Annotated in this window: 17 protein-coding genes; 14 read left to right on the top strand and 3 right to left on the bottom strand. The window is 71.3% G+C overall.

Annotated features, from left to right (window positions below):
* From HS109_18740 to HS109_18720, 5 genes are read left to right on the top strand one after another with little or no spacing between them, the layout of a single operon-like run.
* A complete protein-coding gene (locus HS109_18740) occupies positions 1-396 on the top strand; it encodes a RidA family protein (protein MBE7524406.1) in 396 nt (131 codons plus the stop codon).
* Complete coding sequence (locus HS109_18735; GenBank protein ID MBE7524405.1) at positions 393-764, top strand: hypothetical protein; 372 nt, start codon at positions 393-395, stop codon at positions 762-764. Before HS109_18740 ends, HS109_18735 begins: the two co-directional genes overlap by 4 nt.
* Complete coding sequence (tadA, locus tag HS109_18730) at positions 742-1,206, top strand: tRNA adenosine(34) deaminase TadA (protein MBE7524404.1); 465 nt, start codon at positions 742-744, stop codon at positions 1,204-1,206. The genes HS109_18735 and tadA overlap by 23 nt, the downstream gene beginning before the upstream one ends.
* 58 nt (positions 1,207-1,264) lie before the next feature.
* Positions 1,265-2,173, top strand: a complete 909-nt coding sequence (locus HS109_18725; GenBank protein ID MBE7524403.1) for an LD-carboxypeptidase — start codon at positions 1,265-1,267, stop codon at positions 2,171-2,173.
* A complete protein-coding gene (locus tag HS109_18720) occupies positions 2,170-2,601 on the top strand; it encodes a GNAT family N-acetyltransferase (GenBank protein ID MBE7524402.1) in 432 nt (143 codons plus the stop codon). The genes HS109_18725 and HS109_18720 overlap by 4 nt, the downstream gene beginning before the upstream one ends.
* 1 nt (position 2,602) lies before the next feature.
* Here HS109_18720 and HS109_18715 read toward each other — a convergent pair whose 3' ends face one another.
* From HS109_18715 to HS109_18705, 3 genes are read right to left on the bottom strand one after another with little or no spacing between them, the layout of a single operon-like run.
* A complete protein-coding gene (locus tag HS109_18715; protein MBE7524401.1) occupies positions 2,603-3,361 on the bottom strand; it encodes an NRDE family protein in 759 nt (252 codons plus the stop codon).
* A 20-nt stretch (positions 3,362-3,381) separates the two neighbouring features.
* Complete coding sequence (locus HS109_18710; protein MBE7524400.1) at positions 3,382-3,678, bottom strand: DUF4936 family protein; 297 nt, start codon at positions 3,676-3,678, stop codon at positions 3,382-3,384.
* Positions 3,679-3,716: 38 nt separating this feature from the next.
* Positions 3,717-4,706, bottom strand: coding sequence for a folate-binding protein YgfZ (locus HS109_18705; GenBank protein ID MBE7524399.1), 990 nt, complete (start codon positions 4,704-4,706; stop codon positions 3,717-3,719).
* A 218-nt stretch (positions 4,707-4,924) separates the two neighbouring features.
* On the opposite strand from HS109_18705, the gene rpsB reads away from it, so the two are divergent.
* The 9 genes from rpsB (at position 4,925) to bamA (ending at position 14,679) form a co-directional block, all read left to right on the top strand.
* Positions 4,925-5,671 (top strand): 30S ribosomal protein S2, encoded by a 747-nt coding sequence (gene rpsB, locus HS109_18700; protein ID MBE7524398.1) that lies wholly within the window; start codon positions 4,925-4,927, stop codon positions 5,669-5,671.
* A 126-nt stretch (positions 5,672-5,797) separates the two neighbouring features.
* Positions 5,798-6,694: an elongation factor Ts gene (locus HS109_18695; protein ID MBE7524397.1), complete on the top strand. Its 897-nt coding sequence runs from the start codon at positions 5,798-5,800 to the stop codon at positions 6,692-6,694.
* Positions 6,695-6,803: 109 nt separating this feature from the next.
* Positions 6,804-7,571, top strand: coding sequence for a UMP kinase (locus HS109_18690; GenBank protein ID MBE7524396.1), 768 nt, complete (start codon positions 6,804-6,806; stop codon positions 7,569-7,571).
* A 16-nt stretch (positions 7,572-7,587) separates the two neighbouring features.
* Entirely contained in the window at positions 7,588-8,145 is a 558-nt protein-coding gene (gene frr, locus HS109_18685) for a ribosome recycling factor (protein MBE7524395.1), read from the top strand.
* Between the two features lie 104 nt (positions 8,146-8,249).
* On the top strand, positions 8,250-8,978 hold the full coding sequence (uppS, locus tag HS109_18680; protein ID MBE7524394.1) for a di-trans,poly-cis-decaprenylcistransferase: 729 nt from the start codon (positions 8,250-8,252) through the stop codon (positions 8,976-8,978).
* Positions 8,975-9,823, top strand: a complete 849-nt coding sequence (locus tag HS109_18675; GenBank protein ID MBE7524393.1) for a phosphatidate cytidylyltransferase — start codon at positions 8,975-8,977, stop codon at positions 9,821-9,823. The genes uppS and HS109_18675 overlap by 4 nt, the downstream gene beginning before the upstream one ends.
* A gap of 2 nt (positions 9,824-9,825) precedes the next feature.
* Positions 9,826-11,034 carry a 1-deoxy-D-xylulose-5-phosphate reductoisomerase gene (locus HS109_18670; GenBank protein MBE7524392.1) on the top strand — a complete coding sequence of 403 codons (1,209 nt, stop codon included), beginning with the start codon at positions 9,826-9,828 and terminating at the stop codon, positions 11,032-11,034.
* Entirely contained in the window at positions 11,031-12,383 is a 1,353-nt protein-coding gene (rseP, locus tag HS109_18665) for an RIP metalloprotease RseP (protein MBE7524391.1), read from the top strand. Before HS109_18670 ends, rseP begins: the two co-directional genes overlap by 4 nt.
* A complete protein-coding gene (gene bamA / locus HS109_18660) occupies positions 12,364-14,679 on the top strand; it encodes an outer membrane protein assembly factor BamA (GenBank protein ID MBE7524390.1) in 2,316 nt (771 codons plus the stop codon). Before rseP ends, bamA begins: the two co-directional genes overlap by 20 nt.
* The last annotated feature ends 3 nt before the right edge of the window (positions 14,680-14,682 follow it).

The raw sequence follows: 14,682 nt of genomic DNA, 5'->3' as shown, positions 1-14,682 counted from the left end.
ATGACTCGCCGCAACCTGTCGTCGGGGGCGCCCTGGGAGCCGATCGTCGGCTACTCGCGCGCGGTGGTCGTCGGCGACCGGGTCTTCGTCTCCGGCACGACTGCGACCGACGGCCTCGGCGGCATCGTCGGCGCGGGCGACGCCTATGCGCAGGCGAAGCAGGCGATCGCGAACATCGCCGCGGCGCTGGCGCAGGCCGGCAGCGGCCTCGAAGACGTCGTGCGCACCCGCATCTACGTCGTCGACATCGCGCATTGGGAAGCCGTCGGCCGCGCGCACGGCGAGGCGTTTCGCGCGATCCGGCCGGCGGCGACGATGGTCGAGGTCTCGAAGCTCATCGCCCCCGAGCTCCTGGTCGAGATCGAGGCGGACGCGGTGATCGGCGCGGGGCGATGATCCCGTTGCATGCGTTCGAACGGCGCCGCCAGAGGCTCGCGCCGCCCCGGGTGTTCTGGAGGCGGTTCGGCATCTTCGCGGGCATCGCATCGTTCGCGATGCTGGTCTGGGTGGGCATCGGAACGGTCCTGTTCCACGCGGAGATCGAGCGGGGGAACTGGTACGACGCGTTGAGCAACGCCGCGCTCATCGCGTCCGGCATGGGTCCCGCCCCCGACCTCAGGGTGAGCACCGACCTGGGCAAGGTGCTCGAGTCGCTCTACGCGCTCTTCTCCGGCTTCGTGCTGCTCGCCGCGGCCGGAGTGGCGGCCTCGCCGATCGTCCATCGCGTGTTCCACCACTTCCATGTCGACGACACCGGCGACTGACGACGAGCGCTGGATGGGCGAGGCGCTCGCGCTCGCGCGCGCGGCCGGCGATCGCGGCGAGGTGCCGGTGGGCGCGATCGTCGTGCAGGACGGCGTCGTCGTCGGACGCGGCGGCAACGCGCCGATCGCGGCGTCCGACCCGACGGCGCACGCGGAGATCGCCGCGCTGCGCGACGCCGGGCGTGCGCTCGGCAATTACCGCCTGCCGGGATCGACGCTCTACGTGACCCTCGAGCCCTGCGCGATGTGCGCGGGGGCGATCATGCACGCGCGCGTCGCGCGCCTCGTGTTCGGCGCGCGCGACCCGAAGACCGGCGCCTGCGGATCGGTCGTCGATCTCTTCGCGGAGGCGCGGCTCAACCACCACGCGACCGCGACCGCCGGCGTGCGTGCCGACGAATGCGGGGCGCTCCTGTCCGCGTTCTTCGCCGCCCGCCGCTGACCGGCCGGACTTCGCTTCACGTTGCCGGCGTGTCCCCGCGCCATGTCAGAATCCGCCGATGCGTCCGCTCGACATCGGCGTCTACGCTCCGGCCGGCGCCGCGGCCGATCCCGCCGCCGTGACGCGCGGCGTCGAGCGCCTCGCTGCGCTCGGCCACCGCGTGGTCCTCGACGAAGGGGTGCTCCGCCGCCACACGAGGTTCGCGGGCACCGACGAAGAGCGCCTGGCCGCGATCGGACGCATCGCCGCGCGCGGCGACGTCGATGTCGCCGTCGCGCTGCGCGGCGGTTACGGCACGACGCGGCTCCTCCCCCGGCTCGACTTCGCGTCGCTCGCGCGCTCGGGCAAGCGCTGGCTCGGGCACTCGGACTTCACTGCGTTCCAGATGGCGGGACTCGCGCGCGCCGGCATGGTCAGCTATGCGGGACCCGCGTTCGCCTACGACTTCGGCGCGGCCGAGGCGAGCGAGTTCACGCTCTCCCATTGCTTCGGCCTGCTGGATGCGCGCAGCTACGAAGTGCGCTGCCCGCTCGACGGGCCCTCGCGCCTCGACACGGACGGCACGCTGTGGGGCGGCAACCTCGCGATGGTCGCCTCGCTCGCGGGGACGCCGTACCTGCCGTCGATCGACGGCGGGATCCTCTTCCTCGAGGACGTGGGCGAGCACCCGTATCGCCTCGAGCGCATGTTCCACCAGCTCGCGTACGCCGGCATCCTCGACCGCCAGAGCGCGGTGCTGCTCGGAGAATTCACCGAGTACGCGCTCGCGCCGCACGACCAGGGCTACGACCTCGCCGCCGCGGTCGCGCGCCTGCGCGCCATCACGCCGACGCCGGTCTTCACCGGCCTGCCGTTCGGCCACGTGCGCGACAAGCTGACGCTGCCGGTCGGCGGCCGCCTCGCGCTCGCGGTGCGCGACGGCGACGCACGGCTCGCGTTCCACGACTACGCGGTCGGCGCGCGATGAATCCCGGGTTCGCGGTGCGCCCCGCGGACTTCGAGCACGACGCCGAGGCGCTGCGCGAGATCCGCATCGCGGTGTTCTGCATCGAGCAGGACGTGCCCCCGGAACTCGAGTGGGACGGCGTCGATCCGCGCTGCGAGCACGCGCTCGCGGTCGACGCCGGCGGGCGCGCGATCGGCTGCGGAAGGCTCCTGCCCGACGGCCACATCGGCCGGATGGCGGTGCTGCGCGAGTGGCGCGGGCGCGGTGTCGGCGGCGCGCTGCTCGAGCACTTCGTCGCCCTGGCGCGCACGCGCGGGCACACGGTCGCGCGCCTGAACGCGCAGGTCCACGCGATCCCGTTCTATCGGGCGCACGGCTTCGCGGTCGAGGGTGACGAGTTCGAGGAGGCGGGCATTCCGCACCGCGCGATGGCGCGATCGCTCGGGTAGTTCAGGGCGCGACTCGGAAGCGTTCGTCGACTTCGCCCGCGGGCCTCCCCGCTTCGTCGAACTCGCGCTCGACGAAGCGGGCTTCGCCGTCGCGGCCCACGACGAACACGGTCGAGCAGCGGGTGCCGTAGCGCTCGCTCACGATGAACGGCGCGGAGAGCATGCGTTCGCGGTCGAGCGGCACGCCGGTCGACGGCAGTTCGCGATCCGGCGCCATGCTGCGGTCGGCCAGCGCGTCGAACAGCGGGTCGAGCGTCGCCGTACCCCGCGCCGACCAGTCCGCCATCGCGGCGCGGATGCGCCCGGTCTTGGGCCAGGGCGTGTCGAGCTGCGCGTTCGACAGCGCGTGGATGCCTCCGGTGAGCGCCAGCGGATCGCCGTGCCGGTTCGACTGCCACAGCGCGCGACGCGCGTCGCCGGTCACGAGGTTGTAGCCGTTGTAGCGCCCTCCCGCGGTGCCGAGGCCCGCGGCGTAGCGCTCGACCGCGGGGGCGGCGAGCGCGCCGGTGACGAGTTCGCCGCGCGAAACGGCGGCCGCCTCGCGCCGGCCCCCCTCGCGCACGTTGGTGACGAGCGCGAAGCGACCGTCCCGCCGCACGCCGAACCAAGCGCCGCCGGCTTCGAGGTCGCGCCCCGCGAACCATCCCTCGGTCCACCAGTGCGCGTGTTCGGCCGCGCGCGCGTGGAACTCGTCGCGGTTGGCGGCGATCGCGAGCGCGTAGCGCGGATGGGTGTCTAGGGCGAATGCGACGAGGCACATGACGGGTCGGCCGGCCGCGCTCAGGCGTCCGGGTCGAGCGCGCCGCAGGCGACGAAACGTTCGACGTGGCGTCCGCCGTCGGCGAACAGCACCGCGTCGTGCTGCGCGACCGCGAGGGCGAGCGCATGCTCGAACGACGGCGGATCGTCGACCGACTCGTAGATCTCCATCCAGGTCGACGGGTCGTCGGCGCGCTTCATCAGCCTGCCGACGATGCCGCAGTCCTCCGCGAGGTCGAGCATCATCGCGGTGACGGCGGCGCGCGCCTCGCAGGCGTCGCCGGCGACGCGGTACCAGACGTAGAACGTGGTCGTCATCGTCCTGCCGAGGCCGCGCGGACCGGAGCGCGGTCCGGTCAGAGCTTGACCCGCTTCGGTGCGCTGACCGGCAGGGCGTAGGGGAGCGGCAGGCGCCGCAGCGCGGGGCCGTCTCCCGAGCCGAGCCGGAGGTCCTGGTCGAGCGCGATCGTGTGGACGACGGCGATCAGGTCCGTGCCGCCTCCCGGAAGGGCGACCGCATCGACGACGAGGCCCACCCCCTGGTCGGTTCCGGCGAGCAGGATCCGCGTGTTGGGCTCGGGCAGCGACGCCTCGACATGGAACGGGTGCGCCCGCTCCTTCAACACGCCCAGGTAATGCATCCGCGCGATGATCTCCTGGCCCGGATAGCAACCTTTGGTGAAGCTCACCGCGCCGACCACGTCCCAGTTGGCGGTCTGCGCGATGTGTTTTTCCTGCGTCGCCTGTCGGACGTCGACCACGCCGGCGCGGATCGCGAGCCAGCGCCATGCCGACTCGTCGGCGGGGGCGGCGTGCGCTGCCAGCCGTTCGAACAGGGCGTCCGCGCGATCGCGCGCGACCGCGACGAGGACGCGCCCGTCGGGAAGCCCGATCGCCTCGCCGGCATCGAACGTCGCGACGGCAAGGGGCGCGACGTCGACGCCCAGGACCGTGCCGACGGCTTCCCGCGCCCGCGGCCCTCCGACGCCGAGAGCCGCCAGCGGCGGGGCGCCGAGGACGACCTTCGAACGGAGCACGTACATGGCGAGGCGCTTGCGGATCGCCTCCGCGACATCCGACGCCAGGGCGAACCGGTAGGCCGGTCCGACGGTGGGCCGCCACAGGAGGAGCGTGGCGAGCATTCTCCCCTTGGGCGTGTTGTAGGTCGCCCACAGGGATCGGCCCGGGTCGAGGGCCGCGACATCGTTCGAGAGCTGGCCCTGCAGGAAGGTCGTCGCGTCGGCGCCGCCGGCCTCGAGGATGCCGGTGCCCGGCAATGGGGTGACGAAGGCGCTGTCGCGGGCCGCCCGGAAGGCGGCGACGGGGTCGATCGGCGGACGGGGCATGGTCGGGATTCCGGGCAGGGTAGCGTAGGACGAACGCCGCAAAACCGTGCTAGAATATCAAGTTAGCTCGATCCGGGCCCGGGGGGTGACACGTTCCCCGGCGCCAGGACCGGGCAATCCGCGCGCCCGCGGGGTTCAGGGTGCCGGGAGGAAGCCTCCTTCCGGCCAGATTTGTCCCCGGGCGACGCTCTTCAACCCTGAGAACGAAGGAAACCGTCATGTCCGTCACGATGCGCCAGATGCTGGAGGCCGGGGTCCACTTCGGCCACCAGACCCGCTACTGGAACCCGAAGATGGCCGAGTACATCTTCGGCCACCGCAACAAGATCCACATCGTCAACCTCGAGCGCACGCTCGAGAAGTACGACGACGCGATGAAGTACGTGCGGCAGCTCGCCGCGAACAAGGGAACGATCCTCTTCGTCGGCACGAAGCGCCAGGCGCGCGACATCATCGCCGAGGAGGCGCGCCGCGCGTCGATGCCCTACGTCGACCAGCGCTGGCTCGGCGGCATGCTGACCAACTTCAAGACGGTCAAGCAGTCGATCAAGCGCCTGAAGGATCTCGAGCAGATGGCCGAGGACGGCACCTTCGACCGCATGAGCAAGCGCGAGGCCCTCGGGCACAAGCGCGAACTCGCGAAGCTCCAGCAGAGCCTGGGCGGCATCAAGGACATGAACGCGCTGCCCGACGCGATGTTCGTCATCGACGTCGGCTTCCACAAGATCGCGGTCACCGAGGCGAAGAAGCTCGGCGTGCCGGTCGTCGCGGTGGTCGACACCAACCACTCGCCGGACGGCATCGCGCACGTGATCCCGGGCAACGACGATTCGAGCCGCGCCATCCGGCTCTACGCGCGCGGCGTCGCCGACGCGGTGCTCGAGGGCCGCAGCACGGTGATCCGGGAGATCGTCGAGGGCGGCGATGAATTCGTCGAGGTCGCCGACGAGGCGGCGAAGGCCTGACCGGATGCACGAAGGGGGCCGCCGGCCCCCTTCCTTCGAGAACCCTCCCGGCCGGACGCCGGTCGGGAAGGCGGACACGATGCCCCCTCGGGCGTCGCGATCCGCGCAGAACGTGGAGCAGCAAGCATGGCGGAGATTGCCGCGAGCACCGTGATGGAACTGCGCAGCCGCACCGGGCTGGGCATGATGGAATGCAAGAAGGCGCTGGCCGAGACCGGCGGCGACCTCGCGAAGGCGGAGGAGTTGCTTCGCGTCCGGTCGGGCGCGAAGGCGTCGAAGGCCGCGTCGCGCATCGCCGCCGAAGGCGTGGTCGGCGCGTGGCTCGCCGCCGACGCGAAGTCCGGCGCCATGGTCGAGGTCAACTGCGAGACCGATTTCGTCGCGCGGAACGAGGACTTCGTCGCGTTCGCGCGGAAGCTCGCCGAACTCGTCGCCGGGCGGAACCCCGCGGACGTCGCGACGCTTTCGGCGCTCCCGCTCGACGGCGGCACGATCGAGACCGTGCGCCAGGCGCTGGTGCAGAAGATCGGCGAGAACATGACGATCCGGCGCTTCCGGCGCTTCCAGACCTCCGGGAGGCTCGCGAGCTACGTGCACGGCGGCGGGCGCATCGGCGTGCTGGTCGAGTTCGACGGCGGCGACGAGGCGCTCGGCAAGGACATCGCGATGCACATCGCGGCGTCGGGCGCGCCCGGCGCGATCCGGCCGGTCGCGGTGTCGCGGAACGACGTGCCCTCGGACCTGATCGCGAAGGAGCGCGCGATCTTCGCGCAGCAGGCGGCGGAATCGGGCAAGCCGGCGGAGATCGTCGCGAAGATGGTCGAGGGCCGGGTGGCGAAGTTCCTGTCCGAGGTGACGCTGCTCGGCCAGCCGTTCGTCAAGAATCCCGACGAGACGGTCGAGAAGGTCCTGAAGGCGAAGCAGGCGAGCGTCAGGGCGTTCGCGATGTTCGTCGTCGGCGAGGGGCTCGAGAAGAAGAAGGACGACTTCGCGGCCGAAGTGGCCGCGATGGCGAAGGCGTAGCGTCGCGATGGGACCGGATACCGGTCCCGTCGTCGAGTCCGGGACGGTTCGGCGCGCGGCCCGGGCGTTCGGATCGCGCGCCGGATCGGTTCCGCCCCGGAGACCTGCGATGACCCCGCCCACGCCTTCGACCGCGCCGCTCGCCGCGGTCACCTCCGCGGCGCCGTCGCCCGCGTACCGGCGCATCCTGCTCAAGCTCTCCGGTGAAGCGCTGATGGGCGACGACGCCTACGGCATCAACCGCGAGACCATCGACCGCATCGTCGCCGAGATCGGCGAGGTGCACGAACTCGGCGTGGCGATCGCGATCGTCATCGGCGGCGGCAACATCTTCCGCGGCGTCGCGCCCGGCGCTGCGGGCATGGACCGCGCGACCGCCGACTACATGGGCATGCTCGCGACGCTGATGAACGCGCTCGCGCTGCAGGACGCGCTGCAGCGCGCGGGCGTCGAGGCCCGGGTGCAGTCGGCGCTGCGCATCGACCAGGTCGCGGAGCCCTACATCCGCGGGCGCGCGCTGCGCCACCTCGAGGAGCGCAAGGTGGTGATCTTCGCGGCCGGCACCGGCAACCCGTTCTTCACGACCGACACCGCGGCGGCGCTGCGCGGACGCGAGATGGGCGTGGACATCGTGCTCAAGGCGACCAAGGTCGACGGCGTCTACACGGCGGACCCGAAGAAGGATCCGCAGGCGCGGCGCTACGCGGAGCTGACGTTCGACGAGGCGATCGTGAAGAACCTCAAGGTGATGGACGCGACCGCGCTGGCGCTGTGCCGCGACCAGGACATGCTGCTCAAGGTGTTCTCGATCTTCTCGCCGGGCGCGTTGAAGCGCGCCGTGATGGGCGAGGACGAGGGCACGCTCGTGCATTGCTGAACGACGGAGGCTGCCGATGATTGCGGAGATCAAGAAGGGCGCCGAGCAGAAGATGGCGAAGACGATCGAGTCGTTGAAGACGGACCTCGGCAAGGTGCGGACCGGACGCGCGCACGCCGGCCTGCTCGACCACGTGATGGTCGACTACTACGGCACGATGACCGCGGTCCCGAAGGTCGCCAACGTCCAGCTCGCCGACGCGCGCACGATCACCGTCCAGCCGTGGGAGAAGAAGCTCGTCCCGGCGATCGAGCGGGCGATCCGCGACTCCGACCTCGGGTTGAATCCCGCGACCTCCGGCGACCTGATCCGCGTGCCGATGCCCGCGCTGACCGAGGAGCGCCGTCGCGACCTGATCAAGGTCGTTCGGCACGAGGCCGAGAACGCCCGCGTCGCGGTGCGCAACGTCCGGCGCGAGGCGAACGAGCAGTTGAAGAAGCTCCTCAAGGACCACAAGGTCGCGGAAGACGACGAGCGCCATGCGCAGACCGACGTGCAGAAGCTCACCGACCGGTTCGTGGCCGAGATCGACAAGGTGCTGCACCAGAAGGAAGCGGACCTGATGGCGGTCTGAGCGCGGCCGCGCGCCTCCCGGACCGGCGAGGTGCGCGGCGCGTCCCGCGACCTGAACGACACGTGTTCACATCCTCCACGCGCGAGATCCCCGGGGACCGGGACATGCCGCGGCACGTCGCGATCATCATGGACGGCAACGGCCGCTGGGCGAAGAAGCGGATGCTGCCGCGCGTCGCCGGGCACAAGCGCGGCGTCGAGGCGGTGCGCGTCGTCGTGCGCGCGGCGGTCGAGCGGGGCATCGACTACCTGACGCTGTTCGCGTTCTCGAGCGAGAACTGGCGGCGCCCCGCGGACGAGGTCTCGATCCTGATGGAGCTGTTCCTGCGGGCGCTCGAAGTCGAGGTCGGCAAGCTGCACGAGAACGGCATCCGGTTGAAGGTCATCGGCGACACGGCGCGCTTCGACCACCGCATCCGCGCGCAGATCGCCGCGGGCGAACTGCTGACCGCGACGAACCCGCGGCTCACGCTCACGATCGCCGCCAACTACGGCGGCCGCTGGGACATCGCGCAGGCCGCGCGTGCGTACTACCGCCGGCATCCCGAGGCGCTGGCCGACGGCGCGCCGCTCGACGCCGACGCGATCGCGCCGTACCTCGCGCTCGCCTACGCGCCCGAGCCCGACCTCTTCATCCGCACCGGGGGCGAGCAGCGCGTCTCGAACTTCGTGCTGTGGCAACTCGCGTACTCCGAACTCTGGTTCACCGATCGCCTCTGGCCCGACTTCGACGCCGCCGCGCTCGACGAGGCGATCGCGTCGTACCGGACGCGCGAGCGCCGCTACGGCCGCACCAGCGAACAGCTCGACAGGCCGGCGGCGGCGGCGTCATGACGCCGCTCGCAACGCGCGTCGCGACGGCCGCCGTGCTCGTGCCTTCGGTGCTCGTGGCGCTCTTCGCGCTCACGCCGGTCCTGTGGGCCGGCGTGGCGCTCGCCGTGGTGTTCGCGGCCGCGCTCGAATGGGCGGGCCTCGCGCGTCTTTCGGGCGGGGTTCGCCTGGCGTACGCGGTCGCCGCCGCGGCGCTCGGCGCCACGCTCCTCGCCGCGGCGCCGCCGCTGCCGTCGACCGGCTGGCCCGACGGCATCCTCGTCGCGGTGTGCGGCGTCGCGACGCTCTTCTGGCTCGCGCTCGCGCTGCCGTGGGTCGTCCAGCGCTGGCCTGCGCGTTCGCGCGCGGCGCTCGCCGCCGCCGGCGTGGTCGTGCTGGGGGGCGTGTGGATCGCGCTGGTCGAACTCCAGGCGCGGTCGCCCTGGCTCGTACTCGCGGCGATGGCCATCGTCTGGATCGCGGACACCGCCGCCTATTTCACCGGCCGGGCGTTCGGACGGCGCAAGCTCGCGCCGCTCGTGAGTCCCGGCAAGACCTGGGAAGGCGTATGGGGTGCGCTCGCCGCGGTCGTCGTCTACGCGTTCGCGCTCGTGCCGTTCGCCCGAGCCGCGGGCTACGACGGGCCCACCGGTCCGATCGCGGTCGTCGCGTGGATCGCGCTCGTGCTCGCGCTGGCGCTCATGTCGGTGCTGGGCGATCTCTACGAGTCGTGGCTGAAGCGCGAGGCCGGCGTCAAGGACAGCGGCCGGCTCCTGCCCGGACACGGCGGCGTCCTCGACCGCGTCGATGCGTTGCTCGCCGCGATGCCGCCGGCGGCGCTCGCGGCGCACCGCTTCCTCGCGGGATGACGATGCAGCGACGCGTGAGCCTGCTCGGTGCGACCGGATCGATCGGCGATTCGGCGCTCGACGTCATCGCGCGCCATCCGGACCGCTATGCGGTCGAGGCGCTCGCGGCGCACCGCAACGCGGGCAGGATGGCGGCGCTGTGCCGCCGGTTTCGCCCCGCGCTCGCCGCGATGCTCGACCCGGACGCCGCGCGGACGCTCGGGCGCGACCTCGCCGGCGCGGGACTTCCCACCCGCGTGGTCGCGGGCGCGGAGGGGCTCCTGGAGGCCGCCGCCTCGCCGGCCGCCGACACGGTCCTCGCGGCGATCGTCGGGGCCGCCGGCATCGGGCCGACGCTCGCGGCCGCCCGGGCGGGCAAGCGGGTGCTCCTCGCGAACAAGGAGGCGCTCGTCGTCGGTGGCGGCGCGTTCATGCGCGCCGCGCGCGACGGCGGCGCGACGCTGCTGCCGATCGACAGCGAGCACAACGCGCTGTTCCAGTGCCTGCCCGCGGACTATGCCGGCGATCCGGCGCGCGCCGGCGTGCGGCGCCTCGTCCTGACGGCGTCGGGCGGACCGTTCCGCACCCGTCCGGTCGCGGAACTCGCGGGCGTCACGCCGGACGAGGCCTGCGCGCATCCGAACTGGCGCATGGGACGGAAGATCTCGGTCGACTCGGCGACGATGATGAACAAGGGCCTCGAGGTGATCGAGGCGCACTGGCTCTTCGGCGTGCCGATCGTCATGATCGACGTGGTCCTCCATCCGCAGAGCGTCGTGCATTCGCTCGTCGAGTACGTCGACGGCTCGGTGCTCGCGCAACTCGGGCACCCGGACATGCGCACGCCGATCGCGCAGGCGCTGGCGTGGCCGGAGCGCATCGAGAGCGGCGTGGCGAGGCTCGACCTCGCGCGGCTCGCTTCGCTCTCGTTCGAGGCCCCCGACCGCGCGCGCTTTCCCTGCCTCGGCCTCGCCTACGACGCGCTCGCCGCGGGAGGCACGGCGACGGTGGTGCTGAACGCGGCGAACGAGATCGCGGTGGCGGCGTTCCTCGCCGGGCGCGCGCCGTTCCCCGCGATCCACGCGACCTGCGCCGAGACGCTCGAACGCATGCCCGCGCGCACGGTGGCCGCCCTCGACGACGCGCTGGAGGCGGACGCCGCGGCCCGCGGCGTCGCGCGCGGGATCCTGAAGCTTCCCGCTGACGCCCCCGGCGTCGCGGTCACCGCATGATCGATCTCGCCTGGAAGATCGGCGCGTTCCTCGTGGTGCTCGGCGTGCTCGTCGTGTTCCACGAGTTCGGACACTTCGCGGTCGCTCGGCTCGCCGGAGTCAAGGTGCTGCGCTTCTCGGTGGGGTTCGGGCGCATCGTGTGGTCGCGGCGGCTCGGTCGCGAGCGCACCGAATGGGCGCTGTCGGCGATACCGCTCGGCGGCTACGTGAAGATGGCCGACGAACGGGAGGACGCGCTCTCGCCGGAGGATCTGCCGCGCGCCTTCAACCGCCAGAGCGTCGGCAAGCGGATCGCGATCGTCGCGGCGGGTCCGATCGCGAACCTCCTGCTCGCGGTCGCGATTTTCACCGCCACGTTCGTGGTCGGCGTTCCGGGCCAGATTCCGGTGCTCGCGCCGCCGGCGCCGGGCACCCCCGCCGCGGCGGCGGGATTCGCCGACCGGGACCGGGTCGTGGCGGTCGACGGCGAGAAGGTGGCGACGCTGCAGGACCTCCGTTGGCGCATCGTGAAGGCGCAGGGCCATGCCGCCGCGGACGTCGAGGTCGAACGCTCCGACGGCAGCCGCGCGACGCGTTCGCTCGCGCTCTCCTCGCTGTCGAACGCCGACTGGGAGAACCAACCGCTCGCGGCGCTCGGCCTGCGACCCGATCTCGGTGCTCCGATCGTCGACCAGGTCGCGCCGGGCAAGCCCGCCGAGGCGGCGGGCATGCGCGAGGGCGATCGCATCGTCGCGGTGGACGGCCGGGCGGCGCGCTCGCCGTCCGACGTGGCGTCGGCCACGCACGCGAAGCCGGGGGCGCCGGTGGTCTTCCGCATCGCGCGCGACGGCGCGGAGATCGATCTCGCCGTGGTGCCCGAGGCGCAGGAGCAGGGCGGGCGCCGCATCGGACTCGCGGGCCTGCGCCTCAAGGCGGATGCCTCCGCGGTCGCGAGCGTGACGACCACGGTGCGCTCGAATCCGGTCGAAGCCCTCGCCGCGGGCGTGCGCAAGACCTGGGAGTTGTCCGCGTTCACGCTGCGCATGCTCGGCCGGATGATCACCGGCGACGCGTCGCTCAGGAATCTGTCCGGACCGATCACGCTCGCCGACTACGCGGGCCAGTCGGCGCAGGCCGGCATGCTGACCTTCGTCGGCTACCTCGCGCTCATCAGCATCAGCCTCGGCGTGCTGAACCTCCTGCCCATCCCGCTCTTGGACGGCGGGCACTTGCTGTATTATCTCGCCGAAATCGTCCTGGGCCGACCGGTGTCCGACCGGGCCTTCGAGGTCGGGCAGCGCATCGGCATGGCGCTCCTCGCCGTGCTGATGACCCTCGCGCTCGTCAATGATGTCTCCCGTCTGTTCTGACCGCAGGGCCGTGTCCCGCATCGCCCGCTGGCTCGGCGCGGCGCTCGCGCTCGCCGCCGCGCTGGCGCCGCTCCCCTCGCGGGCCGCCGATCCGTTCGTCGTGCGCGACATCCGCGTCGAGGGCGTGCAGCGCACCGAGGCGGGCACGATCTTCAGCTACCTGCCGATCAAGGTCGGCGAGCGCGTCGACGACGAGAAGCTCTCGGCCGCGGTGAAGGCGCTCTACGCCACCGGATTCTTTCGCGATGTGCAACTCGAGCGCGAGGGCGACGTGCTGGTGGTGCTGGTGCAGGAGCGGCCGACGATCAGTTCGCTCACCTTCGTCGGCAACAAGGAGTTCGACACCGAGACGATACGCAAGGCGCTGAAGGACATCGGCCTCACCGAAGGCCGCATCTTCGACCGCTCGGCCCTCGACCGGGCCGAGCAGGAGCTGAAGCGCCAGTACATCTCGCGCGGCCTGTACGCGGCCAAGGTGCAGACGACGGTGACGCCGCAGGAACGCAACCGCGTCGCGATCAACTTCACCGTCGACGAAGGGTCGGCCTCGCGCATCGCGCGGATCAACATCATCGGCACCAAGGCGTTCACCGAGGCGCAGCTCAGGCACGAGATGCTGCTGACCACGCCCGGCTGGCTCACCTGGTACACGAAGAACGACCAGTACAGCCGGCAGAAGCTGCAGGGCGACCTCGAGGCGCTGCGCAACTTCTACCAGAACCGAGGCTACCTCGAGTTCGACATCACGTCGACGCAGGTGTCGATCTCGCCCGACAAGGAAGACATCTTCATCACCGTCAACATCAACGAGGGACCGCGCTACACGATCAGCGACGTGCGCCTCGGCGGCGACCTCGCCGTCGACGCGTCCGAGCTCCGCGGCCTCGTGGCGATCGCGCCCGGGGAGGTGTTCTCGCGCGAGAAGGTGCAGAAGACCACGAAGGCGATCTCGGACCGGCTCGGGGCCGAGGGCTACGCGTTCGCCAACGTGAACGCGGTGCCGGAGATCGACCGCGAGAAGGCGACCGCGGCGTTCACGATCTACGTCGACCCCGGCCGCCGCGTGTACGTCCGCCGCATCAACGTGAGCGGAAACTCCAAGACGCGCGACGAGGTCATCCGCCGCGAGGCGCGCCAGCTCGAGAGCGCCTGGTTCGACAGCGGCCGCATCGACCGCTCGAAGGTGCGGATGAAGCGGCTCGGATACTTCGACGACGTCAACGTCGAGACCCCGCCGGTGGCCGGCGCCACCGACCAGGTCGACGTCGAGTTCTCGGTGACCGAGAAGTCGACCGGCAACCTGCTCGCGGGCCTCGGATACTCGAACGCGGAAGGCCTCGTGTTCAGCGGCACGGTGTCGCAGCAGAACGTGTTCGGCTCGGGCAACGCGCTCGCGCTCAACGTCAACACGAGCAAGGTGAACCGAACCTACTCGATCGCGTTCACCGAGCCGTACTGGACGGTGAACGGGGTGTCGAGGACGCTGGAGGCGTACGTGCGCCGCCTCGACCCGACCTCGCTGTCGGTGTCCCAGTACGCCTCGGACACGATCGGCGCGGCCATCGGCTTCGGCATCCCGATCACCGAGACGGACACGGTCAACCTGGGCTTCCGGTTCGACCGCACCGAACTGACGCTGTTCCAGGACTCTCCGCCGGCGTACATCGACTTCGTCGACGAATTCGGCGCGACCACCAACGCGTTCGTGGCGACGCTGGGATGGGCGCGTGACACGCGCGACGACATTCTCTATCCTAACCAGGGTCGGCTGCAGAGCTTCCTGCTGGAACTGGGACTGCCGCCCGGCGATCTGTCGTACTACCGGGCGCAGTACGTGCAGCAGTGGTTCTGGCCGGTCTACCGGCCGTTCGTCCTGATGCTGCGCGGCGAACTGGGGTACGGCGACGGCTACCAGGGCAAGCCGCTTCCGTTCTTCAAGGCGTTCTACGCCGGCGGCGTCGGCTCGGTCCGGGGATTCGAGACGAGTTCGCTCGGGCCGCGCGACGTGTACGGCAACGTGCTCGGAGGCAAGCGCAAGATCGTGGGCAACGCCGAACTGTTCTATCCGCTGCTCGCCGGGCAACAGGCGGTGCGGCTGTCGGTGTTCGGCGACATGGGCCAGATCTACCTCGACGGCCTCCAGCCGGATTTCGAGTCGTTCCGCTTCTCGGCCGGCGTCGGCCTCGCCTGGAACTCGCCGATGGGGCCGCTCAAGTTCAGCTACGCGATTCCGTTGAACGAGGAGCCGGGCGACAAGATCCAGAAGTTCCAGTTCCAGATGGGCTCGGTGTTCTGACCC

This window comes from Burkholderiales bacterium (genome assembly GCA_015075645.1).
In the GTDB taxonomy this organism is placed as follows: domain Bacteria; phylum Pseudomonadota; class Gammaproteobacteria; order Burkholderiales; family Casimicrobiaceae; genus VBCG01.
The sequence above is the reverse complement of the archived record's forward strand: the minus strand, read 5'-3'. Positions and strand labels throughout refer to the sequence as shown.